The organism is Bacillus sp. FSL R9-9834 (assembly GCF_038006905.1).
GTDB lineage: Bacteria > Bacillota > Bacilli > Bacillales > Bacillaceae_G > Bacillus_A > Bacillus_A pacificus.
The window spans coordinates 2,478,599-2,501,912 of sequence record NZ_JBBOWD010000001.1 but is presented as its reverse complement, the minus strand read 5'-3'; the positions used below and the strand labels follow the sequence as shown (position 1 = coordinate 2,501,912).

Here is a 23,314-nt window from a genome sequence, read left to right as displayed (position 1 = left end):
CTTTTTTAAGATTTTTCTCCAATCGTTACAAACTGAAATGATACCTCCCCTTGATGATCTTTAATTAACTTTTCTACTTTTACTTTTTCATTTATTAATGTATTATCTGTCGACATTTTAGGTTTTTCATCACCTAAAGACTTGTTCAGGTGGAGAAGATGCATTTTCGTTTCATTTGCTTTTAATTCTTTATACACACTATCTTTTGCTACAATTACATACGCTTGTGTTGGATATTTACGAGTGTTACCTATCCAAGCATCACTACCGTATTTAACAGCAAACTCCTTTCCTTCTAATTCAATACTTTTAAAATTTTTTTCATCTTCTTGTGCCAACAAAATCGAGCCTTCTTTTGGTAACTTAGGTAACGTATCTATAGGTCTAAATTTGGATCCATTCTCTCTTTCACGAAAAATCTTTGTTTTAATCAACGCTTGTGCTGTAGATTCATTTAAAATTAAAACTTGTCCATTTCCAAATGTACCCGTTTTCACAGAAAACACTTCATTTTCTTTCGTAATTTCCTGATAACGATTCATAATTGATAAAGTATTATTTTCATCTCCAATGATTAATACACCGTTAGCTGGAAATCTGTTTTCATTTTTAGAGCATGCACTTAAACTTATTAACATTAATATACTTAAAATGAAAATAGATAATATTTTCTTCATCACAGTTCCTTTCATAACTCAAATTGTTTTTACATGCTTTTATGCAGTCTTACTTACTCATATTCCCTACTGTTCCATAGTTTTATAAAGCTTTTGTAAATAACGCCAACGAGTTATATAGAAATATAAAACTTGTATACAGATAAATGAAATTAAAATTACAATAGAACTATTTAAAATAGAAAAATCGACTAATTGTTGTAATGCCATATAAGCAACCACTGTGTGTATTACTGCAATGGTAATCGGTAAAAAGAACATTAATAATAACTGTCTCGTTACAACTTTTTTCAACTCTCGCTTACTTAATCCCATTTTCGAAATCATTTTATATTGTTGTTGATCGCGATCCAAATCATTATATAACCGGAAGTAAATAAAACTAGCGGCAAATGTGAAGAAGACGATTCCAACTAAAACACTGGCCATAAGTAATAATCCATTCGTTTGTTTTGCCTCTAACAAACTTAAAGTCAAAGCTTGAAAATGGAAATTATCTTCTCTTGCATCTGCATTGAATATACTATTTAATTGATTTGAAATTTCTTTCGTCTTTATCCAGTCATCTACAACAAATCCGTATGTACGATGTTGAATAACTACATCATCTTGATTGATATTAAAAGGAATACCATCATATACACGATCTTGAACCGCGATAAAAATACCGCTAGTATCATGTGGTAAAACTAAATTTTCTACAGCTTTTTTCACACGAAATGTCTTTATCCAATCTCCTTCAATGACTTCAATATTCTTTTTATAATCACCATTTTTAAATTCTTGTTTTTGTGATACCATTCCAGGGATTAGTAATATTTCATCTTCTTTTTCAATTGTTTCTTGTTGATATCCTAGCGCTCTCGCAAGTTCGTTATATTCACTTAACTTCATTACATATACATTACTTTCTGTATATTTATAAGAAGATGAAGCTGTTCGATATGGAATATTCGCATCAGCAAGATGTTTTTTTATAATAGATAGATGTTTATCCACCACTTTGTCTTTTTCAGGACCTATATAAAGAAACGTATATGGGTTTGTCATTCTTACCAATTCTTTATTCCCAATAGCAGCTGTAGTTCCAATTGCTGTAAAAGCAACTGCTGAAATAATAGACACTATAAAAAACATAGTTGCATTATCTTTCATACGGTAAATTAATTCTGAAAACGTTAATATATTTGTTCTCTTTAAAAAGAAAAATTCACTCCTTTTCGCAAGATGCAATATATAAACGCTACATTGTGTATATAAAAAGTACGTTCCTATAATTACTAAGAGCACACCCATTACGAGCATGATAAAACTATGATTTTGAATAAAGCGAAATACTGAAATATATCCATACCCTATACTAATTAAAGAAAGTAACGATAATATTATTGAAGCTTTCGGTTCAGGCTTTGGCTTTTCTCCAGCTTGAATAAGTTCCACAAGTTCGGTTACTTTAACCGTTTTAAATGTAACTAACGAAACGATTAAAAATAAGACAAGAAACGTGAAAACTGTTAATAATACAGCCTGCACTGGTATATAAAAAGGTAAACCATTACTAATCATTAATACACTGGCACTGATTAGTAAAACTAGTTTAGAAAATATGAGGCCAATGAGGATACCAATACAAATCGAACCAAGTCCGATTAACATATTTTCAATTAACAATAACTGCTTAAGCTGTCTCATTGACATACCTTGCATCATTAAAATACCAAATTCTTTCTTACGCGTTTTTAAAAACGAGCTCACTGAATATAAAATAAAGAAAAATGAAAAGACAAAAATCAAACCTTGGGATATTTGAAATCCTAATGTACCAAATGTACTTATTGTTTTACTTGTCGATTTCAACTCCCCCTGTAAATCAGGATGGAATAATAAAAGGGCATATGTAAAGAAAATCATAATCGAAAATGCACTACTTAAAAAATGGGCAGCATATGTACGCTTATTTCGAAAAATATTATTAAATGCGAACTGACGAAAAGTCATGCCTTTTCCCTCCTAACAAAGAAAGGACATCCATAATCTTTTGATAAAAGGTTTGCCGACTTTCACCACGATAAATTTCGTTATACAGTTGACCATCTTTTATGAAGATTACTCGGCTACAAAAACTAGCTGCATACGGATCATGTGTAACTAACATCATCGTTGCCTTTTCTTCCTTATTAAGCGTATCCAGCATCTCCATTACATCATTTGAAGATTTAGAGTCTAAATTCCCGGTCGGTTCATCAGCAAGTAATAATTGCGGCTTATGAACAATTGCACGAGCAATTGCTGTTCTTTGAGCTTGTCCCCCTGAAATTTCAAACGTTCTTTTATTCAATATATCTGTAATATTTAATTTCTCTGCAATTTCTTCTACTCGTTTATTCATTTCTTGCACAGAAACACCATCTAATGTCATCGGCAATACGATATTTTCCTTCACTGTAAGCGTACTAAGTAAATTAAATGATTGGAATACAAATCCTAATTGTTTTCTACGGAATAAAGCCAAATCTTCAGATGATAACTGGAAAGGATTCGTACCATTTATTACTATTTCTCCCGATGTTGGAGAGTCGATAGTAGATACCATATTTAATAACGTTGTTTTCCCGCTACCAGATGGCCCCATGATCCCTATAAATTCACCTTCTTGAATTGATAAATCAATATCTACTAATGCTTTAAAAGGTATTTTCCCTTTATATACTTTACTAATATTTTTCGCATGTAAAATTTCCATTTCTATTCTCCCTTCATTTGCACTTCTCACAATAGAGTGTAAATGAATTCTCTTATAGCTCATATTGATTCATCTTTCATTTATCTTACACGCTTGTAAGATTTCTAAAAAAACTGATAATAATACTGTTTACAAATTAAAATTAACGCATAACTATCTTATAATAATTGTATAGTGGTAGGAAATACAATATCCTATCTTTATTATACGAAAAAGAAAAGACCGATTACTTTATCGATCTTTTCATTCCCAAAGTTATATTTTTAACTTACGCCTTTAATTGAAATGTATTTGATAAATACTCTCTGCATCATTGACCGTAAACTCTTGTAGGTATAGATCTCCACAATCTATTCTAAATAACTTAGTCAAACTCTCTTCTCCCATGTTAATCCCCCTTACTTACATTAAAGTTCCTTAATCTGCTTCGTAAGTTCCTTAAACCGTTCATCCAGTGCTTTATATTCTTTGTCTTTAGAAGTTAAAAAGCTTAATTTCCCTAATACTTCTTGTCTTTCTGTTTCTAACGTTAAACGTAGCTCTTCAATTTCATCTCTTGTTTTCGTAGGTTCTTCAAGTTGCTTTTGTATCGTATTGTTTACAAACACAAGTTTTGTGTTTGTTGTTTTCTCCAGAAAATATCGATCATGAGAAACAATAACGAGTGTTCCGTTATACTCAGCTAATGTATTTTCGAGCTGTTCACGTGAAGGCAAATCCAGATGATTCGTTGGTTCATCTAAAATAAGTACATCTTTTTCATCTAAAATATAAGCCATTAGCTTACATTTTACTCGTTCTCCCATACTCATATATCGTATCGGCTCTGTCCATTGAGAAGATTCAAATCCTAAATGTTTCATTAAATTTTGGACTTTTCCTCTTTCTTCAAATGTATCTTTATAAAATAAATCTTCTGGTGTTTTATCAAGTGGTAAATCAAATACTTCTTGTGTTAAATAACCGATGTTTGCTGATGGTGAAATCCATATTTCGCCTTGAGCAGTTTCCGCTCCCATAATCATCTTTAGTAATGTTGTTTTCCCGCTACCGTTTGGGCCAACAATCGCAATCTTCTCACCGTGCTGAATTGTAAAATTAACGTTTTCAAATAATAGCCGATTATTAAATTCTTTCCGTAATTGTTTTACTTCTAAAAAACGTTTCCCTACTTTTTTATTCGCTTGAATAGAAAATTCAACCGAATAATCTTCTTTCACACGTTCAACTTTCGTTTTCTCAAGCTCTTTTTCAAGACGTTTTCGTTTCGATTTTACTTGCGCATCCATTCGCTTCGCCTTTACACGATAAAACTCTTTCACACCTTCTTGTTTTGTGGACTGCGCATGTGCCTTTTGTGACCATGAGCTTAATTCTTTTATATGAGTTTCTACTTGTTCTATCTTCTTTTGGTGTTTTTCATATTCACGCTGCTGCGTCATTCTTTTATGCTCACGTGCTTTCATATAACTCGTATAATTCCCGCTATGATCAATTAATTTCTTATCCTCAATTGACCATATTCTAGTCGCGACAACATCTAAAAAATATCGATCATGTGATACGACGATAACTGTACCTTTCATATTTTTAATTTGCTTAATGAGAAATTCTGTACTCATCTCATCTAGATGATTTGTCGGTTCGTCTAATATTAAGACATTAGGATTTTCAGCAAATCCTTTTGCTAATCGAACTTTTAGCTTTTCACCACCACTTAAAGTAAAAAAATCATTCGTTGGCACGCCCCATTTCGCAAGAAGTTCTGCTTCTTTTGCAATTATATCCTTACTAACGAAAGATTCTTTTTCTTGTTCAACATATGCTGTTGTCATATTCATTTGCATCCATTCAACAGTACCTTTTGATGGTTCAATCTTCCCATTTATTAATTGAAGTAACGTTGATTTACCAGCCCCATTTTTGCCGATTAATCCGATAACATCCCCTTGTCTTACTGTCACATTCATTTTCTCTAACAAAGTATTTTCCTTTATTTCAACATAAACATCATTTAATTTTAATAGTTCTTTCATAATACCGATCCCTTTCATTAAGGGAGAATAAAAAAATCCTCCCAAATAAATTTGGCAGGATTAGTCGTTAAAATATTTATACCCAAATAAGCTATTGCGCAACATAAATAGCAATACCGTTGTATGGAAATTGGGCAGACTAATCCTATTTTTTAGAAATTGAAATATATTGAATTTCAACATTTAAAAATAAGATTAGTTAATCATCGTCCACCCATCATTCCTTTCCGTCGTTAATAACCATATTGTACCATACTAGTACTGTATGAGTAAATGTAATTATATGTGCTGTTAAAAAGATTGCTTTCTTTTAGATTTATTTATTATTCCTTAACTTCATGTTGAATAAGCACAAATTACATTGATTGTAATACGCCCTTTAGGTTTCCACAGTAATAAATTTTATATAAAAACAAAATCTTATTTGTTATCCAATAACCACTTATTGTTTTTCGATAAATTTTTATTGATTATTCCCTTGCGATAAGCTATTATATCTTTACAGAAAATATTAATGTAAGGATTGAATTTATGGACAGGACATTAGAAATCACAAAGTTAAATATGTTTGTAAGGATTTTTATCCTCCCGATTATAGTAGGGATACTTGTTGGTATACTAACGAAATTGGGACAAGGTATACTTCCAGGACATTGGAATTCATTAGCTAACCTAGGAAGCGTTTGGTTAGTTCCATCCTTTTTTGTGGCTAGCTTTAGTTATTCTAAGCGTACAGCTATACTTTCTGGTATCCTTGCACTACTCGGTATGGTACTAGGCTACTATGGTTATGCAATAATATTTAAAAATGTATCTCATTCTATTTATTTTATTTCTGTATGGATAACATGTGCATTCATTGGAGGAACTATCTTTGGAATTGCAGGCTTTCTATGGAAAGATACTACAAATCCACTTCATAAATTAGGAAGTGCACTTATTGGTGGAGTTTTTGTAACGGATGGACTTCACATTCTTTTAAATTTTGAAGACTATAATCACATGTTACCTGTTGGATATACCGAAGTCATAGTCGGGATTATCTTGATTCTTGTATTAGAACGCTCTAATGCTAATCGAATTTCTTCTTTCTTAATGATGGTTCCTATCACTATTTTAGGATTAATTGGATATAAATTATTAAGTTTGTTTACTTAATTACAATACTGTATCATGAAAAAACAAAAGACTAATTCTATTATAGTCCACAAAATATATCACGAATTTGATCATTATACTTATTAATGTTGATACACTTATTCATAGGCTGGATTCATGAAGCTATCTCTTTCAAAGGGATAGCTTTTTTCTTACAAAAACTATTCATCAACTTTTATTAAATACTTCTAATTTAACAATCGTATTTATTAGCGTGGCATTATGTATACTAAGATGACCTTTTACCATTCCATATAATCGCCGTAAAGGTAAACTTTAACCAGTGGGGGTTTTCTTTATCACCCACTAATTATTATCCCTCATCAATCGGACTTTAATGAGCAATCCGCCCCCCATTAAAACGAGATAAAATAAGGCTAAAAAACTTATTTCCAAAGTTCTTTAGCCTAGATCACTTATTTATACATTATAAAATTTAATTCGTACAACCGTACCTTTACCAACTTCTGAATGGATTTCTACACTATGCCCTAATTGCTTCGTAATTTCATATACGAGATATAGCCCCATTCCAGTTGATTCTTTAAAATCTCTACCATTTTCTCCTGTAAAGAAAGGTTTAAACACTCTTGGTAAATCTTGCTTCGGTATGCCTACACCGTTATCAGCAATTTCAAGTATAACATTATTACCTTCCTTACAAGCTTTCACTTTAATCTTCTCTCGGCTACCAGATGAATATTTAATCGCATTTGATAGTATTTGTCCAATTAAAAATTGTAACCATTTCGCATCACTTTCTACTGTAATGTCCTTATCAATTTTAAGCTCTGGATATACAAAATTCCGGATAAAGAAGCGTTTATGTTCATGCACAGAATCATTCACTATTTTATGTAATTGTACTCTTTCCACATAAAAATCTTGTGTAAATGCTTCTAAACGTGCGACATACAGTGCCATCTCTAGCCCCTTTTTCAGCCTATCTGTTTCCTCATTTATACTTTCAAAACGTGGATCCACTTCATCCTGTGTAATTAATTCTATTACAGATAAAGGTGTTTTCATTTGATGAATCCACTGATTCATAAAAGTTAAATGATCATTATTTTTTCTCTCTTGTATCTGGAGTTGATTTTGATAATGGCGATATTGTACTTCAAGCAAGTCTTGAAGAGCAGCAGATATAGCTGCAAAATCAGATTTTTGAACCGATTCATCTAAAGATTGCATCGGGTTTGCTAAACGTTCATAAAAAGAACGATGTGTATAGTAACGAAATAGTAAATAGCCTACCATAAAAAAGGCACCTAAAAACATTGCATACAATGCCGTCGCAATACGGTTATGTCCATCAAACCAATATACGAGGAATATGGCTAGTAGTTGGATCGCTGTAAAGCAAATAAGTGGTATATGATCACGTATAAACAGCCTTATCATTTTTCCATACCAGTATCCCAAGTAATATGCAATCTATATCCAACACTACGAATTGTTTCAATCGCATTCTCAATATGTAACGTTTTTAACTTTTTTCTAACACGTGTCGTATTTACACTTAATGTATTATCATCAACATAGGATTCGCTATCCCATAATTTATTTAATAACACTTCTCTACTCACAACACGCGGATAATTTTTCATTAACATTTCTAATAAAATAGCTTCATTTCTCGTTATATCAATTTCTTGATTCTTAAGCTTCAATACAAGCCTTTCAGGATATAAACAAAGACCCTGTTGCTCAACCATCCGTTCTTCTACTTTCGGTGCATAATCTCCGTAAGCACGCCTTAAATGACTTCGAATTTTAGCCATTACAACTTCGTAATGGAATGGCTTTGAAATGAAATCATCGCCACCGTTTTCTAGCGCCATGACTTGATCCATCGTACCTTCACGAGCTGAAATAAATAATATCGGACATGTAGAAACTCCGCGAATTTGACGACACCAATAGTACCCATCAAAACTCGGTAAATTAATATCTAATAAAACTAACTCTGGTTGTTCTTCTAAAAAAATATTTAATACATTATGAAAATCCGATACAATAATTCCTTCATACCCATATTTCGCAACGTGTGTTGATAATAGTTCTGCAATTTTCATATCGTCTTCTACAATCATAATTTTAACCATGTGTTTACTCCTTTTTCGACCCACAATCTTATATTCAATTATATAAAATAAATACTACCTTTTTTTATATAATCCGTAAATCAAAAAAGATACTTTTATACAAAATCATCCTTCTTCTATCATTTCTTATTTAATATGGAATTCATTCATAGTAAACCCCAATTTCTCCACATAATTCATCCCTAATTCCATTCGAGCAGTCTTCAACGGGTCAACCACTTGACAAACTTTTAAATTGCCGGCAGCTGATAATAAAAGTATTGCATCAGCTTTAGACATTTCTAATTCTTCATGTAAAAATGTCACCATATTACGTACAGCACGATTCGCTGCATCATCTAGCAATTTTTCTGAAGCAATCGTCATTACTTTTTCTTTTTGAATAGCCATTGGTAATGGCCATTTTTTCCCTCTTATAATTTGGACTGTTACGGTTACCTCACCAGCAACCTCTACTCCACTAACACCAATTTCACCATCACCCATCGCTGCGTGTAAATCACCTAATGCTAATAGAGCACCAGGAACATTTACAGGTAATAATAATGTTGTCCCTTCTTTTATCTCTTTACAGTCCATATTCCCGCCGTGATCATGTGGTGTGCCACATGAAATGCTCGCTTCTTTCGGCGCTGTTCCAATTACACCGATCATTGGATTAATCGGGATTTGTAGTTCATTTGAAAACAGAACATGTTCATTATGTATTGAGACGATTTTCACTGTATTTTCATGTAGCTCTTCACCCATTACGCCAAGATTCACCCCTGTAGTTAAAACACCTTGCTCTGCAATTTTTATCTTTTCAATCGTAACAACTAATATATCCCCAGGTTCTGCACCATTAATATATACCGGACCAGTCGCTGGATTAATCCGGTTCCAATCTAATTCTTGAAACACAACATCTTCAGAATTAATTTGATTTTCAAAGCAATCATATGTTTCAAATATAAGGCGACTCCCAATTTCTACTTCCATACATGGTTGATTTTCTGGTGACATTGCGTAAATGATATGGTCTTTCTGAATTCGATGCATATTATCTCTCCTCTTTATATTAGTCTACAATTAATAATTAGCTTTTTTCATAAAAGCTCCTTTTAATAATTAATGAATTTACATATAGAAAAGCACTTAGCTTATTTTCATACATACACTCTTTACTATAACAGGTAAAGAAAGGTGGTATCACTATGCCCCTTATTCCATATAACGAAAGCGATGTTGATTTACTAGCTCGTTTAATGCGTGCTGAAGCTGAAGGCGACGGTCGACAAGGTGAACAACTTGTTGGCTGTGTAGTAGTAAATCGTGTATTTTGTGATTGCTTAGATTTTAAACAACTTCGTTCTGTACGTGACGCTGTATATCAAAGCCCTGGTGGATTCGAAGCAGTGCAATACGGATATTTTTATCAACGTGCTCGTGAGTCAGAAAAAGAAATCGCACGAAAAGTTTTACAAGGTGAATGGCGCTGGCCTGCACGATGGGCTCTTTGGTATTTCCGTCCAGTTGGATCTTGTCCACCCCAATGGTATAACCAGCCATTTGTAGGACAGTTTAAAAGTCATTGTTTTTATGAACCTAGTGGTGACGAATGTCCGAAAATGTATTCACGGTAATAGAATTTGAAATGCAAGTACTTAGCCCTTTAAGTACTTGCATTTCTTTGAGCTTTTTAAAAATCTAATAATGTGATGAACTTTTCAACTCCTACAACATGTATTAATAACGGTATTCGAGGGGCCACTGGACTGATTCATAATGAGCTTATATATAATAATAAATAATTGTTTTTGATTTTCTTTCATTATTTTTTTATTTTCATGATGACAAAGCGCGTACAATTGTTCCATTAAGTTAGAGTAATCTTTGTTAGAACGAAGTATGTTGCAGACTTCTACTAACCATTCTTTCTGTCTTTCATCTAATGTGTTGTAAAACTCTATATTTCTCTCTTGATTTACCGCCATTAATTTTTCAGATTGAAAGTTTCTAACCCAATACTCTGCACGTTTACTTATCGCTACCATATCCTCTAATGCATAATTCCTATCTATTTTGTCTAATATACCTTGTAAAATAGATGAATCAAAATTTAATAACGGTAACGTTCCTGCTACTTGATTAAATTTCGGATATTCTTTCAATTCGCTATCTACTCTAGAAAGTTTAATTGCATCAAATAAATCTTCATTTTTGAGCGTTTTATTTTTATAACGATCTTTTGATCGTTCATACTCTGTATAATTGCGAATCACATCTTCATCAAGACCGATATGAAAAGCTGCGTCTGGCCTATATTTTGCAAACATAAATAGAATCACTTCGGGCAAATACACTTTTAGCAACTCGCTAGGTGTAATACTATTCCCTGAGGAACTAGACATTTTTTCATGATTCCCTTTAATACCAATGAAATCGTAAGCAACGTAATGGGGCGCTTCACGATTGAATATTTTTCTCGCAATTTCTTTTGATACATTATAACTACCCGTTTCTGATGAATGATCTCTTCCGCCCGGTTCAAAAACAACATCCTCTATCATCCATCTCATCGGCCAATCGATTTTCCAATTCAATTTCATATTATTTGTATTTAGTATAGATAATTCATTTTGATTTCCACATTCACATTCATACCGAACTGTTTTTAATACTTCATCAAAATGCGTAATCGCTGTTGTATCTCTCCCGCATTTCTCGCAATATAACGTAACTGGATAGAAGCTCTCTCGCTCTTCTTCACTACATTCCCCAGTTTTATAATCCATTAAAATACCATATATTTCTTTTCTTTTATACAAAGCCTCTAATATGCTTTTGTTATACCTTCCGCTCCTGTATTCATCATGTTGATAAATAAATTCTACTTCAATTCCAAATGCTTGAAGAGATTCCTCAAACTCTTTTTCAAAATGATCAGCATATGAATTATGACATCCATACGGATCTGGTATATTACAGTATGGCATACCGATATACTTTATAAAAGATGGATCAATATTTTTAGGAACTTTTCTAAACCTGTCGTAATCATCCCATGAAAATATAAAACGCGCTTTTTTCCCTAAATCTTGAAGTGCCCTTACAACAAAATAAGTCGTTACGATTTCACGAAAGTTTCCAATATGAACAGAACCTGATGGACTAATCCCAGATGCGCAAATAAAAGTTTCTTTGTTTGGATGTTTTCTAATTAATTCATTTGCTACTTCATACGCCCAATGCATATACTACTCACCTCAATTATATTTTTGTTCTCACATTTTCATTTTTTTGCAATAAAAAAACTCCCACCCCCAAGATTATTCATCTTGAGGACGAGAGTTATTAGCTTCGCGGTACCACCTCAGTTTGTTAATATGTCGCCATACTAACCTCTTCAGGTACGGCAAAATAGCTTATACCCTATCTCTATAACGGGAGAACCCGTCGCACCATCCCTAAATAAATTAGTTCCTTGCGCAGCTCCAAGTCTTTTTTCGTTAAGATGTATACCGCTCTTTCTCAGCTACCAGAGCTCTCTGTATGTATTCTTTCTTAACTACTCTTCTCTTCCATGCCATTTTAAATATTAGTTTTTTCATATGATAATTTAAAACGACTCTATTGTCAAACTTTTCCGAAATAAAACAGTATAATTATCTAAAAAAAATTCTTTATCGCTTCTAATTGAATTTTGTGGCTACACTCATCACAACAATATAACCCTTTTGGTTTCTCTTTAAATCGCTTATATTTTTCACTACCTTCATACACACGAAATATATTTTTACAAGAAAAGCAAATAATTTCATAAAACATCATATGCATTTTCCTCTCCATGTTTATACATTTTTTAATCGCTCGAGAAAATTACTTTTCCATAGTACAAATCTTAATATCTTCTGATTAAAAGGTTTACCTCTATTCTTATCGAATTATATAAATATCTTATAAAGCGAGGTGGACATCTTGGACAGTAATATAGAATTAATTTTAGATGCGAAAGCAAGTTTAGCTGAAGGACCATGTTGGGATGAAAAAAAGCAGCTTTTATACTGGGTTGATATTGTGGAGAAACAATTATGCATATTTAGCCCTACCGCTAATACAAACCGAGTAATTGCTCTCAATCAACAAATTGGCTGTGTTGTTCCATATTTAGATGACGTACTACTCCTAGCTATGGAAAATGGCTTTTATTCTATTAATATAAAAACAGAAAAACTGACACATATTTTTGACCCTGAACCACATTTATTTGATAATCGTTTTAACGATGGAAAATGCGATCCAGCAGGACGTTTTTGGGCAGGTACTACAGATACATACGGTATTAATGCTGTAGGTTCCTTGTATTGTTTAAATAATAGTTTAAAGGTAGAGAAAAAAGTTTCACATGTAAATACATCAAATGGCATCGCTTGGTCACCTGATTATACATACCTTTACTATATTGATACACCTACTAAAAAAGTAGTTCGTTTTCATTATAATATTTGTACTGGAAAAATTCGTAATCCAAATGATGTAATCATTTTCCCCGAAAATGACGGTCTACCTGATGGTATGACAATTGACGAGGAAGGTTGTTTATGGATTGCTCATTGGGGAGGTTCAAAGATTACGAGATGGAATCCTTCAACTGGAGAACGAATATTAAGCATCCCAATTCCAGCGCTATATGTAACCTCGTGTACATTTGGAGGACCTAATTTAACAGACCTATATGTTACAACAGCCAGAACAAGAATGACAAATAACGAATTAAAAGAATATCCACATGCTGGTGGTATTTTTCGAATTCAAACAAATATAAAAGGTTGTCCTACCCATTCATTTCGCAATAATAATATTGGAGCTGAAACAATATGAATCGTCTCGATTACATAAGACAAGAAGAAAAGAAATATCATGACCTTTGCTATGAACAATACAAACTATTTGAAACTGGCTCTTGGCTTTACAAACCAGTTAAAACAGTTATGGATTTGATGGATTATTTTGAAGGAAAAAACAACTTGCAAGTACTTGATCTCGGCTCTGGCGTTGGAAGAAATAGTATTCCAATTGCCCAAAAGATTCAAAATACTAGTGGTACTGTTACATGTGTGGATTTACTTGATTCTGCTTTAACAAAATTACAAACTTATAGTAAAGAATATGGTGTAATTAATAATATTAAAACAGAACAAGCAGCAATTGAAAACTACTACATTCAACCTAATACTTATGATTATATCGTTGCAGTATCCAGTTTAGAGCATGTTGAGTCAGAAGAAGATTTAAAACACGTGCTCCATTCTATGAAAAAAGGTACAACAAACGGCGGTATTAATTGTTTAATTATTAACTCGAACATACAAGAAATTGACTTACATACAAATGAAGAATTAGATGCTTTAATTGAAATTAACCTTCCTACTGAAGATATGATATATCTATTAAAAAGTATTTATAAGGAATGGAAAGAAATTAAAGTTGAAATAAAAGAATTAGTCTATGATATTGTTCGCGATGAAAGGCATATTCAATTAAAAACAAATGCTATAACATTTATTTTTCAGAAATAAAACTATAAAAGGTAAGGTTTTCCCCTCATATATTTAGAGAAACACCCTTACCTTTCAATGATCAATTCTTCAAAAAATTGCTTCGTTATTAGTTTTAGCTTTATCTAAAACATTATTTTTATTAGAAATACTATTAAGCTATTAATTAAATTCATTTGTTAATAATTGCTTGTCGAGCTTTTTCTTTATCATCAAAATGAATAGTTGAATCTTTTAAAATTTGATACGTTTCATGCCCTTTCCCTGCAATCAAAACGATATCATTAGAAGATGCCATGTTTATTGCGTGAGTTATTGCAAGTTCACGATCTACTTCTACTTTATAATTCAAATTATTATTTTGCGAAAATCCTTTTTCAATATCTTTCATTATTGCCTGCGGATCTTCCGAACGCGGATTGTCAGAAGTAATAAAAACAAAATCACTATAACTTCCAGCAATTCCGCCCATTATAGATCGTTTTTTTGTGTCTCTATCTCCACCACAACCGAAAACAGTAATAACTTTACCTTTTGAAAACTCGCTAATTATAGAGAGAACATTTTCTAACGCATCCGGTGTATGAGCATAGTCCACTATTACAAGAAAATCTTGATTTTCATCTATGATTTCCATTCTACCTTCAATACTCTTTAAGTTAGATAAGCTATCACAAATGTTTGTAAGCGGAATACCTTCAACCATTGCAACTGTTATTGCTGCTAATGCATTATAAACATTAAAACGACCTACAAGATTAAGGCTAACCTCTATTTCTCCATTAAAGGACGAAACTAAAAAACGAATTCCTTTTGGGCTTAAAGTTATGTTCTTCGCTTGAACATCTGCTCCATTATGTATTCCATATGTGATAACCTCAGCTGAAGTAATTTTTTTAAAGTATTCTACCGATGGATCGTCTGCATTCAAAACAGCTATTTTTTTATCCGTAGTAGATAAATCATTTCCTAATCTTGAAAAAAGAAGACCTTTTACATGCTTATATTCATGAAATGTTCCATGATAATCCAAATGATCTTGCGTTAAATTTGTAAAAACAGCTATTTTAAAGTTACACCCTTTCACTCTTTCCATATGTAAACCTTGTGACGTAACTTCCATAACACAATAATCTGCATTTTGATTTTTCATCATTTGCAAATTCCGTTGAAGTGTTGGAGGTTCTTGCGTATTAATATCAGTAGGATACCATTTTGAATCAACTTTTACTCCGTTATTCCCCATGAGCCCCGTGTGATATCCATAATCACTTAAAATTTTTTCAAGTAAATAGGAAGTAGTTGTTTTCCCATTTGTACCTGTAATTCCAATTAGCTTCATTTTATTAGATGGATAACCATAGAAGTGTGACGCAATAACTGCCATAGCATATCTAGCATCTTTAACAATTATTTTAGGTATCTCAATATTTACATCCCTTTCTACAATTAGGGCTACAGCACCATTCTTCACTGCATCTTCAACAAATTGATGTCGATCTTCAAGAAAACCATCGATACCTGATACACATATAAATAGATCTCCATCAGTTATCTTTCTAGAATCCATTTCTAACCCCGTAATTTCTACATCCATATTGCCAATAGTTTCTTTAATCAATAACAAATTCGCCAGCTCTTTTAGTTTCAAATGTTCCGCCCCCTTAAATATTCCCCCTATTTATTTTACCACTTTATATAAAATAATGGCTTAAAACCCCATATTGATTTAACGAAATTTATTCATCTTAAATAAACAAAAAATAAAAGAGCACTTGTTTCCGCAAGTGCTCTTTTGGGGATTTTGAGATACCCTATTAACGAAAGTTAAGGTTACTTAAAGTTAAAAGGTATTTCTATTATATGCTTGTCCTCTTTATTTGTGCATAATTAATATATAAACATATTTAATCATTCTTAATAACTTTTAGTTATAGTTCTTTCTTACATTTTATCGTTAAAAAGTTGATTGAAGGTTTATTTGCCATGTTCTTATTTGGTTCATCAATTTCCGAAACTTGTACTAATCCATATTGATTAAAATCTTTTTTTATAGATTCCGAATCATAGAAGAACATTTTTACACCTTCCATTATCTCATAATAATCTTTATCCAACTGTTTTCCTTTTCCGTACATGGGAGCTTTTTTAGAAACAGTTGTAAAAACCATATATCCGTCTGGTTTTAACTGATTATAACAATCTTCAATAAATTTCTCTCTTTCCTGTTCATTCAACAAATGAAGAAGTGCATGACTAAATATCCCATCATACAGTTTATTATCAAAAGGCATTTCGTTTACCGAACCGTGATAGATACTAACATCTTCTAGTCCGTTTTCTCTTGCTAAATCGATCGCTGTTTTCGAAATTTCAATACCTGTTACATTTATACTATTTTCGATAAATACCTTCGCGTTTCTTCCATAACCAATACCCGGAACTAATATGTCCTTAACGTTCTTTTCTAGAAAAAAATCTTTTGCCAAAATTGCAGATTCTGTAGGTTCAAAACCCCACATCGTTTGTTTCTCAATAAAACTTGATTCCCAAAATTCCATTATGTTTCTATCTCCTTGTTCTAATCCTATTTTTAGTATCACATTAAAAACTTATAAATTTTAGTGCTGTGGCTACCTATGCCAAATTAATTTTTTTACCACATTCACTATAGGTTCATTGAATATAGCATAATAATAAGCCTATATCTAATTTTAAGATTGGCTTATTATTTCCCCTATATTAATATGTAAAAAAATAGAAAAACCAATACTTCCGTTGTAGTATTGGTTTTTCTTAAGATAAATTATCTTTTTATATTGTACTGATCTATTACTTTTTCTAACATTTCTAAAGTTATCGGTTGAGCTTTCTCTATTAATTGGTAACCAATCCGCCCATTCGGCTCAGCTGTAACTTGCTGTAAGCTCTTCAGATCATGAATTCCTTTTTCTCTTAATTGCATATATAGTTGTTGTTCCGACATTTTCGCCTTCATCAAATTCTCTTTTACAATCTCTCCATTTTCTACTACTATAATGCTACTGCCATTTAGGAATTGTTCCATCTTCTTTGATTTCAATTCAAAGAAATGAATGATAAGAAGGACGGCTGCAAATATTACAGCTGCAAATATAGATGGGCCTACTTTCCTACTTAATACAGGCTCCACAATAATACGTGCAATTGATACTACTATAATAATTTCAGCTCTTGTCATTTGGCTAACAGATTTACTACCTGTCATTTTTAATGCAATAATCCCAGTCAGAATTAAAATAATGCTTTCAAAAATCATATTCATAATAGCCCAATCCTTTAATGGTGAATGTTACTAGCATTCCCATTTCATATAGCATTCTAAATGTATTTTAATTAAACTTTTTTGTAAAAATCAAACTTACATATACTGAAAAAGAATTTATTTTGACCAACCTTTTTCAATAAGGATTTGATGGTCCATCTTCCATTGTCAAAAAAAGAAAAAGCACCCGAATGGATGCATATAGATTAAACTTATTCATTATTACTTTCTTCACTTTCATCATCAACTGATTTGGAGTCTAACATGCTGCCTATATCAGGCGGTAAAGCTAACTCTATTCCAGCCACTGGTTGATTATCTTCATTAAACCATTGTTTCTTAAATTTAATCAATTCTTCATTTTCCTTTTTTTCATCCATATTACCCCACCTTTTATGTACATGATATGAAACATTTTACTTAATATGTACATTGAGAAAGATAATATACTATTTGTACATAATGAAAGAGCAAAAACCATTCTCTGTTTTCACAACCCGTTGTACCTATTAAAGAATCCCCGTACATGTTACTCCGCGCTCTGCTATCATATTAGTGTCTAAACATATGTGGGCTATGTGACAAGTACCTGGTCATTTTGTTCATTATTCATATGAGACAAATACTTTTAAAGAGGTAATTATTCCTTGACTTAATTCCTCAAAACATTGTTCAAGTGTGGTCCTTCTAAAACTAATTTATTTTGTTCCATTTATAACCCTCACATTTTATAAAAATATATTCTCACTACATTTCAAACAATGTATAATAAATTCATCTAAAATTTAAGCTATAACGTTGGCTAGCACCCAACAGTGATAATATGATAATTGAATTTGATGGATATGGAATTAATGAGTATGTTTTTGGCCTTAATTGTTCTCTTAAAGAGTTAATGATAATGTATTTAAATGTTAAAAATGAAGAAATATCTAATAAAGAGCTTCTAATTTTATTTTGTATGCGGTACCACTATGAACGAATCCCAAAGTTATTACAAGAAGACCTCTTGAGCGATGTTGTTATTGATTTAGATACAGACTATATTTATATCCCTAATAGATAACAGTAAACTAGATTGAGTGAATAGAAATTACGATTCAGCTAAGTGTTTAATAAAATAAGTCATTGCCCAAATTAATGTCGCAAATTGAGTGACAAAATACATTGTCCATTCAAAACCAGTCAATTTCCTCTCTCGTTTAACCTTCTTTAAGTACCTGTAAAATATAAATGTACTTAAAAACATAAGTAACAATGATAATTGTTGTAAATCATCAATTATACGTACTGCCATAGACTCTATCAGCCTCCTATTCAAAATAAACACTACACTTTAAGGTTAACATTTATTGGTAGTTTATTTCCATTTAAATTACTTATATCCAAAATAAAAAGAGCATTCAGCTATTGAGTGCTCTAAAAAATATTAATTTAACATATTTTCCCCGTAATGATTTTATGACAGTTCTCTTACTTTTTATAACTCAGTTCTATCACTGCCGGTATATGATTACTATCATATTTCCTTGTATAGATTTCTCCATTTGGAGTAACTAATTGTAATACAATCTCGCCACAAACACCATGTGGTATTTCAAATTTACCTTCTATATTTGAAACACTGCGTTCCTTACTTTCAATTGAATCTTCATAAATTTTTACATTAGATATAGGTTCGTTATTTTGATCTACGATAATGCCTCTTGAATACTTACCAATCGCGATACATTGATCATCTTTTCTATAATAATTAATTAGAACGACAGCTCCAATTATAATAGCGATACACACAAACAAGAGAATTATTTTGCGTCTCACAATAAACCTCCTAATTCAAATTATTTTTTCTAAACTGAAAATTCAACTGTCCTGATTGTTTGATTTTCTCAATTACTTTACGAATACCTTCTTCAATTTTATCTTCTTTTACATTCGATACGTTTAACTTTAGCAACTTTTCTTTATGAAAATCAGTTAAATAATTTCTATCAGCTGAATCGATACTTATTTGATTTTCTCTTAATGTTTTTATGAATGTTTCTATAGCTATGTTTTTTTGTATTTTTAAACAAGTGTGTATTCCCAATGTGTTTTGTCTATTATATGCAAATAATGATGGATTTTCATTTTGCACTTTTTTTAATGTTTCCGCTAATTTTATTGATCTATTATAGTAGGAAGATTTAATTTTATTTTTATGACGTTCAAACATACCACTCTTTATATAAATTTCTAAAGCAGCTTGAGATATCATGGGACTATCAATATCTAGTATCTTTTTGTATGTATAGAAATCATTTGCAATAGACGGTGGAATGACCGCAACTCCAACCCGTAAACCAGGAAAAATAATCTTCGAATAACTTTTTAAATATATAACATGATTACCATGATCCAAGCTATATAACGGATCGGCTTTTGAATCTGTTTCTAAATCTGCTAAATAATCATCTTCTACTATAAATACATTATATTTCTTAGCCAATAGCACGATTTTTTCTTTCTCACCTTTAGAATAAGAAGTTCCAAGCGGATGATGATATCTTGGTATTGTATAAAAGAATTTTATTTTACCAGTTCGAAAAATACGCTCCAATTCATTTAAATCAATACCTTCAATCGTACGTTGAATACCGATTACAGGGACTTTATTTATTTCTAGATATTCTATATATAAATGATACGTTGGCTGTTCAACTAATATTGTTTCATTTTCATTTGGAAATGGTATAGAAGTTAATATTGCAAGTGCCTGCTGCACACCTGATGTTATAAAAATATTGTCTTCTTTCGTGAACACTTGATAATTTGCCAACTGTTTTTGAATGACTGGAATTAAAGATGGTAACCCTTTCGGTGTTCCGTATACGAACAAATCATTTTTATAAGTATCAATTGCCTTATTCATACAATGCTGAAAATCTAAATATGGGAAAACATCTGGATCTGGTGCTGAGGAAGCAAAATCAATTATCCCGTCATTTTCTACAAAACTCCCTGACTTTTGAACAACGTAGTATCCACTTTGAGGGATAGAATATATAATGTGACGCTTTTCTAATTCATGAAGTGCACGTATAACTGTCGCCTTATTACATTCATATTGCGTAACAAGCGATCGTATAGACGGTAATTTCTTTCCTTCTTTTATTTCTCCATGTTGAATCATGTTTTCTATATCATTAAAAATACGTAAATACTTATACATTTTACACCTCCTTCAGCAATTTTATATTTAATTACATCGATTTTTCATCCATATAGCATTCATTCCTCAATTAGTTAATTTTTCGATTATCTATATCGTAAATCCCAATAGCATATGAATCATTTTCAATCCATTTCTTTACTGCTTCTGTTTTAAGTACACCTTCAACCTCTTTTTCTATTTTCTGCCCAAGTTCTCTCGTTCTTACTTCATCATTGCTAATCTTAGTTTTTATATCAATAGCAACAGGTTGATTCTTTTTATAATTTATTTGCTGAATCCCAAACCCTTCATATCCATTTTTTCTGAATACGTCATCAAATATCTGTCCAAAAACTAACTCCCATCTATGTTCTGCATTTACAATCTCCTTGTTTCTTTGAGATATATTTACTTTATAAGACATAATGCCTTGAATTTGCAATCTTTTATTAATTTCTTTTTTTATTTCGTTAGCATCTTCGCTATCAGCAATCTCTAAATCTACTATTCTTTCCTTTTCATCCCATATAGCAGCACTAAAAAAAGATTCCTCCTTGACTGTCGCTGTAGCAATATCCATAACTATAGAATCTTCACTTTTGGATTCTTCCATTTCAGACTCACAAGCACACAATAAAGCAATTGAAAATAAAAATACAATCAACTTCTTTCCTCTTTTCATTGCACTTCCCTCCGTAAATTTTCATTTACGATAAACTTTTACTTTCACATATAAATACCTTCTATAATTTCAAATTTTAACATTATTTCACATTTTCTCCTCTTAAAAAGGAAATTACAATTAATAAATAGAATATCTTCATGAATAAATAAAAAGTGAGGGATATATAATGCAACATGTAAATACAATTGATATTAGTAATGTACTACAATTGGAAAAAACGCTTTCGACTTTATTAAATAAAATGATTTCTTCAAAACTAGACCTTGAAAATTGGTTAAAAGAGCAGTCAAAAGTGATTTGGGAAATCGAAGAACAATTAAAATCACATTATATCGCCTTTCAATGTAATACGGATGATGAAGAAATAAAAGATACTTTTGAACATGATCAACAATTTGTAAAGCCACTTTTAAAGCGGTACCAAAATTTATTGGATAATAAATATTTAGAGTCACCATTTCGAATGGAATTAGATTCTAACGTATATGGTTTATTGAATGCAAAAATAAAAAATGCTCAAAAGTTATTTTGTGAGGAAAATATCAAATTAGAAATACAAGAAGACAAATTAGTCACAGAGTACTTTGAAATTACTGGAGGATTAATTGGAATTTGGGACGGAGAAGAAAAAACGATAACAGAATTACAATCCTATTTACAAGATTCGAATCGTGACACCCGTAAAAAGGCAAAAACCATTATTTCTGAACAATTTTTATCTGTTGAAAAAGAACTTCAAAACATATTAAATCAATTAATTGAAATTCGTCATCAACAAGCAAAAAATATTCAACTAGAGAATTATCGCGATTATATGTTCAAAAAATACGAGCGTTTTGATTATTCAGCGAAAGATTGCTATGAACTAGCTGAATCCATACGTAAGTATGTTGTGCCTCTTAAAGATAAAATATTACTAGAAAAAAAAGAGAAACTGCAAGTGGATACGCTTCGCCCGTGGGATGTATCAGCTGTAACTCCAGATCAAAAAGTACTTAAACCAATTGCAAATGAAAATGATTTAATGGAAAAGAGCACTCATATCTTTAATAAACTAGATGTTGAATTTTCAGCACTTTTAAACCAAATGTATAAACATAACTGTCTTGATTTAACAAGCCGCAAAGGAAAAGCATCTGGAGGCTTTTGTGAGTACTTACCAGCTTCACAATTATCATTTATTTTTATGAACTTAAATTATACACAAGATGATATTATCACTTTTATACATGAAATGGGTCATAGTATTCATAACGAACTCATAAAACCATTAGAAATACGACAGTATATAGAAATTCCAGCTGAAACAGCTGAACTAGCCAGTATGACAATGGAGTTATTCTCGCTTAATTATTGGGATACCTTCTATACAGACAAAAAAGATTTAAAACAAGCAAAAATTAACTTCTTTAAAGATGTTATTTCATATTTACCTATTATGCTTATTGTCGATCAATTTCAACACTGGCTGTATGAAAATCCAAGTCATACTTCTGAAGAAAGAAATGAAAAATACTTACAACTTCAAAAACATTATCAGTCTAGCGTCATACATATTGATGGCTACGAAAACTGGATAGCAACGAGTTGGTTACCTGTACTCCATATTTTTGAAGTACCATTTTATTATATTGAATATGCGATCGCCCAACTGGGTGCATTACAAATGTATAAACAATATAAAGAGGATCCAAAGCAAGCACTAGAAAATTATAAAAAGGCATTATCACTAGGAAGCTCGCAATCTATAAAAGAAGTGTATGAAGCAGCTGGAATTCGTTTTGATTTTTCTGGCGAAACAATTAAAGAATTAATGGCATTTGTAGAAAAAGAATTAGAATTACTTGAGCAATTATAAGAAGAAAACTAC

General features: G+C 31.5%; 22 protein-coding genes, 2 pseudogenes and 1 other annotated feature. Of the genes and pseudogenes, 6 read left to right on the top strand and 18 right to left on the bottom strand.

All coding sequences use genetic code 11. The features are described from left to right. Window positions 1–5: 5 nt before the first annotated feature. The 5 genes and pseudogenes from MKY00_RS12895 to abc-f all read right to left on the bottom strand — a co-directional run bounded on the left by MKY00_RS12895 (window position 6) and on the right by abc-f (window position 5,456). On the bottom strand, window positions 6–677 hold the full coding sequence (locus MKY00_RS12895) for a lipoprotein BA_5634 family protein (protein WP_016717572.1): 672 nt from the start codon (window positions 675–677) through the stop codon (window positions 6–8). A gap of 66 nt (window positions 678–743) precedes the next feature. Beyond that, on the bottom strand, window positions 744–2,675 hold the full coding sequence (locus tag MKY00_RS12890; protein WP_016717571.1) for an ABC transporter permease: 1,932 nt from the start codon (window positions 2,673–2,675) through the stop codon (window positions 744–746). Next, window positions 2,650–3,420, bottom strand: coding sequence for an ABC transporter ATP-binding protein (locus MKY00_RS12885; RefSeq protein ID WP_000404256.1), 771 nt, complete (start codon window positions 3,418–3,420; stop codon window positions 2,650–2,652). The genes MKY00_RS12890 and MKY00_RS12885 overlap by 26 nt, the downstream gene beginning before the upstream one ends. A gap of 288 nt (window positions 3,421–3,708) precedes the next feature. Next, window positions 3,709–3,807, bottom strand: a pseudogene (locus tag MKY00_RS12880) (acetyltransferase); the annotation flags it as partial. Window positions 3,808–3,827: 20 nt separating this feature from the next. Then, window positions 3,828–5,456: a ribosomal protection-like ABC-F family protein gene (gene abc-f, locus MKY00_RS12875; protein WP_074585731.1), complete on the bottom strand. Its 1,629-nt coding sequence runs from the start codon at window positions 5,454–5,456 to the stop codon at window positions 3,828–3,830. Window positions 5,457–5,987: 531 nt separating this feature from the next. On the opposite strand from abc-f, the gene MKY00_RS12870 reads away from it, so the two are divergent. Further along, the gene (locus MKY00_RS12870; RefSeq protein WP_000376247.1) at window positions 5,988–6,614 is read left to right on the top strand and encodes a DUF6518 family protein; all 627 of its coding nucleotides are present in this window, start codon (window positions 5,988–5,990) and stop codon (window positions 6,612–6,614) included. A 420-nt stretch (window positions 6,615–7,034) separates the two neighbouring features. On the opposite strand, the gene MKY00_RS12865 is transcribed toward MKY00_RS12870, so the two are convergent. The 3 genes from MKY00_RS12865 to MKY00_RS12855 all read right to left on the bottom strand — a co-directional run bounded on the left by MKY00_RS12865 (window position 7,035) and on the right by MKY00_RS12855 (window position 9,763). Then, complete coding sequence (locus tag MKY00_RS12865) at window positions 7,035–8,018, bottom strand: sensor histidine kinase (RefSeq protein WP_002080538.1); 984 nt, start codon at window positions 8,016–8,018, stop codon at window positions 7,035–7,037. After that, the gene (locus MKY00_RS12860) at window positions 8,015–8,722 is read right to left on the bottom strand and encodes a response regulator transcription factor (RefSeq protein ID WP_016717570.1); all 708 of its coding nucleotides are present in this window, start codon (window positions 8,720–8,722) and stop codon (window positions 8,015–8,017) included. Before MKY00_RS12860 ends, MKY00_RS12865 begins: the two co-directional genes overlap by 4 nt. Window positions 8,723–8,848: 126 nt before the next feature. Next, the gene (locus MKY00_RS12855) at window positions 8,849–9,763 is read right to left on the bottom strand and encodes an acetamidase/formamidase family protein (RefSeq protein WP_016717569.1); all 915 of its coding nucleotides are present in this window, start codon (window positions 9,761–9,763) and stop codon (window positions 8,849–8,851) included. Window positions 9,764–9,918: 155 nt separating this feature from the next. Here MKY00_RS12855 and MKY00_RS12850 point away from each other — a divergent pair, with 155 nt between their 5' ends. After that, window positions 9,919–10,347, top strand: coding sequence for a cell wall hydrolase (locus MKY00_RS12850; protein ID WP_016717568.1), 429 nt, complete (start codon window positions 9,919–9,921; stop codon window positions 10,345–10,347). A 56-nt stretch (window positions 10,348–10,403) separates the two neighbouring features. Here MKY00_RS12850 and lysS read toward each other — a convergent pair. Then, window positions 10,404–11,958: pseudogene (gene lysS, locus MKY00_RS12845) on the bottom strand (lysine--tRNA ligase). Window positions 11,959–12,041: 83 nt separating this feature from the next. After that, window positions 12,042–12,297 (bottom strand) — a binding site (T-box leader). A 76-nt stretch (window positions 12,298–12,373) separates the two neighbouring features. Then, entirely contained in the window at window positions 12,374–12,541 is a 168-nt protein-coding gene (locus MKY00_RS12840; protein ID WP_016717565.1) for a DUF2197 domain-containing protein, read from the bottom strand. A gap of 141 nt (window positions 12,542–12,682) precedes the next feature. Between MKY00_RS12840 and MKY00_RS12835 the strand changes: the two genes are divergently transcribed. Further along, window positions 12,683–13,585, top strand: a complete 903-nt coding sequence (locus MKY00_RS12835) for an SMP-30/gluconolactonase/LRE family protein (protein ID WP_341035015.1) — start codon at window positions 12,683–12,685, stop codon at window positions 13,583–13,585. Beyond that, the gene (locus MKY00_RS12830; RefSeq protein ID WP_016717563.1) at window positions 13,582–14,283 is read left to right on the top strand and encodes a class I SAM-dependent methyltransferase; all 702 of its coding nucleotides are present in this window, start codon (window positions 13,582–13,584) and stop codon (window positions 14,281–14,283) included. The genes MKY00_RS12835 and MKY00_RS12830 overlap by 4 nt, the downstream gene beginning before the upstream one ends. Before the next feature lie 151 nt (window positions 14,284–14,434). Here MKY00_RS12830 and MKY00_RS12825 read toward each other — a convergent pair whose 3' ends face one another. The 4 genes from MKY00_RS12825 to MKY00_RS12810 all read right to left on the bottom strand — a co-directional run bounded on the left by MKY00_RS12825 (window position 14,435) and on the right by MKY00_RS12810 (window position 17,946). Next, complete coding sequence (locus MKY00_RS12825; protein ID WP_016717562.1) at window positions 14,435–15,913, bottom strand: UDP-N-acetylmuramoyl-L-alanyl-D-glutamate--2,6-diaminopimelate ligase; 1,479 nt, start codon at window positions 15,911–15,913, stop codon at window positions 14,435–14,437. Window positions 15,914–16,193: 280 nt separating this feature from the next. Next, on the bottom strand, window positions 16,194–16,823 hold the full coding sequence (locus MKY00_RS12820) for a class I SAM-dependent methyltransferase (RefSeq protein WP_016717561.1): 630 nt from the start codon (window positions 16,821–16,823) through the stop codon (window positions 16,194–16,196). Window positions 16,824–17,068: 245 nt separating this feature from the next. Continuing rightward, complete coding sequence (locus tag MKY00_RS12815) at window positions 17,069–17,566, bottom strand: DUF421 domain-containing protein (RefSeq protein ID WP_016717560.1); 498 nt, start codon at window positions 17,564–17,566, stop codon at window positions 17,069–17,071. 212 nt (window positions 17,567–17,778) lie between these two features. Further along, a complete protein-coding gene (locus MKY00_RS12810) occupies window positions 17,779–17,946 on the bottom strand; it encodes a hypothetical protein (protein ID WP_016717559.1) in 168 nt (55 codons plus the stop codon). Between the two features lie 443 nt (window positions 17,947–18,389). Between MKY00_RS12810 and MKY00_RS12805 the strand changes: the two genes are divergently transcribed. Further along, a complete protein-coding gene (locus tag MKY00_RS12805; protein ID WP_016717558.1) occupies window positions 18,390–18,632 on the top strand; it encodes a hypothetical protein in 243 nt (80 codons plus the stop codon). 27 nt (window positions 18,633–18,659) lie between these two features. Here MKY00_RS12805 and MKY00_RS12800 read toward each other — a convergent pair whose 3' ends face one another. From MKY00_RS12800 to MKY00_RS12785, 4 genes are all read right to left on the bottom strand, one after another. After that, the gene (locus MKY00_RS12800; protein WP_016717557.1) at window positions 18,660–18,863 is read right to left on the bottom strand and encodes a hypothetical protein; all 204 of its coding nucleotides are present in this window, start codon (window positions 18,861–18,863) and stop codon (window positions 18,660–18,662) included. Window positions 18,864–19,039: 176 nt separating this feature from the next. After that, window positions 19,040–19,387 carry a hypothetical protein gene (locus MKY00_RS12795; RefSeq protein ID WP_016717556.1) on the bottom strand — a complete coding sequence of 116 codons (348 nt, stop codon included), beginning with the start codon at window positions 19,385–19,387 and terminating at the stop codon, window positions 19,040–19,042. A 10-nt stretch (window positions 19,388–19,397) separates the two neighbouring features. Beyond that, complete coding sequence (locus tag MKY00_RS12790) at window positions 19,398–20,777, bottom strand: aminotransferase-like domain-containing protein (protein WP_016717555.1); 1,380 nt, start codon at window positions 20,775–20,777, stop codon at window positions 19,398–19,400. A gap of 70 nt (window positions 20,778–20,847) precedes the next feature. Continuing rightward, the gene (locus tag MKY00_RS12785; protein ID WP_061182391.1) at window positions 20,848–21,441 is read right to left on the bottom strand and encodes a DUF4030 domain-containing protein; all 594 of its coding nucleotides are present in this window, start codon (window positions 21,439–21,441) and stop codon (window positions 20,848–20,850) included. A 169-nt stretch (window positions 21,442–21,610) separates the two neighbouring features. On the opposite strand from MKY00_RS12785, the gene MKY00_RS12780 reads away from it, so the two are divergent. Beyond that, entirely contained in the window at window positions 21,611–23,302 is a 1,692-nt protein-coding gene (locus MKY00_RS12780; RefSeq protein WP_016717553.1) for a M3 family oligoendopeptidase, read from the top strand. The last annotated feature ends 12 nt before the right edge of the window (window positions 23,303–23,314 follow it).

Bases quoted from the DNA above. Each gene is read 5' to 3' on its own strand.
- MKY00_RS12895 (WP_016717572.1), bottom strand. From the start codon at position 677: ATGAAGAAAATATTATCTATTTTCATTTTAAGTATATTAATGTTAATA.
- MKY00_RS12890 (WP_016717571.1), bottom strand. From the start codon at position 2,675: ATGACTTTTCGTCAGTTCGCATTTAATAATATTTTTCGAAATAAGCGT.
- MKY00_RS12885 (WP_000404256.1), bottom strand. From the start codon at position 3,420: ATGGAAATTTTACATGCGAAAAATATTAGTAAAGTATATAAAGGGAAA.
- abc-f (WP_074585731.1), bottom strand. From the start codon at position 5,456: ATGAAAGAACTATTAAAATTAAATGATGTTTATGTTGAAATAAAGGAA.
- MKY00_RS12870 (WP_000376247.1), top strand. From the start codon at position 5,988: ATGGACAGGACATTAGAAATCACAAAGTTAAATATGTTTGTAAGGATT.
- MKY00_RS12865 (WP_002080538.1), bottom strand. From the start codon at position 8,018: ATGATAAGGCTGTTTATACGTGATCATATACCACTTATTTGCTTTACA.
- MKY00_RS12860 (WP_016717570.1), bottom strand. From the start codon at position 8,722: ATGGTTAAAATTATGATTGTAGAAGACGATATGAAAATTGCAGAACTA.
- MKY00_RS12855 (WP_016717569.1), bottom strand. From the start codon at position 9,763: ATGCATCGAATTCAGAAAGACCATATCATTTACGCAATGTCACCAGAA.
- MKY00_RS12850 (WP_016717568.1), top strand. From the start codon at position 9,919: ATGCCCCTTATTCCATATAACGAAAGCGATGTTGATTTACTAGCTCGT.
- MKY00_RS12840 (WP_016717565.1), bottom strand. From the start codon at position 12,541: ATGCATATGATGTTTTATGAAATTATTTGCTTTTCTTGTAAAAATATA.
- MKY00_RS12830 (WP_016717563.1), top strand. From the start codon at position 13,582: ATGAATCGTCTCGATTACATAAGACAAGAAGAAAAGAAATATCATGAC.
- MKY00_RS12820 (WP_016717561.1), bottom strand. From the start codon at position 16,823: ATGGAATTTTGGGAATCAAGTTTTATTGAGAAACAAACGATGTGGGGT.
- MKY00_RS12815 (WP_016717560.1), bottom strand. From the start codon at position 17,566: ATGAATATGATTTTTGAAAGCATTATTTTAATTCTGACTGGGATTATT.
- MKY00_RS12810 (WP_016717559.1), bottom strand. From the start codon at position 17,946: ATGGATGAAAAAAAGGAAAATGAAGAATTGATTAAATTTAAGAAACAA.
- MKY00_RS12805 (WP_016717558.1), top strand. From the start codon at position 18,390: ATGATAATTGAATTTGATGGATATGGAATTAATGAGTATGTTTTTGGC.
- MKY00_RS12800 (WP_016717557.1), bottom strand. From the start codon at position 18,863: ATGGCAGTACGTATAATTGATGATTTACAACAATTATCATTGTTACTT.
- MKY00_RS12790 (WP_016717555.1), bottom strand. From the start codon at position 20,777: ATGTATAAGTATTTACGTATTTTTAATGATATAGAAAACATGATTCAA.
- MKY00_RS12785 (WP_061182391.1), bottom strand. From the start codon at position 21,441: ATGAAAAGAGGAAAGAAGTTGATTGTATTTTTATTTTCAATTGCTTTA.
- MKY00_RS12780 (WP_016717553.1), top strand. From the start codon at position 21,611: ATGCAACATGTAAATACAATTGATATTAGTAATGTACTACAATTGGAA.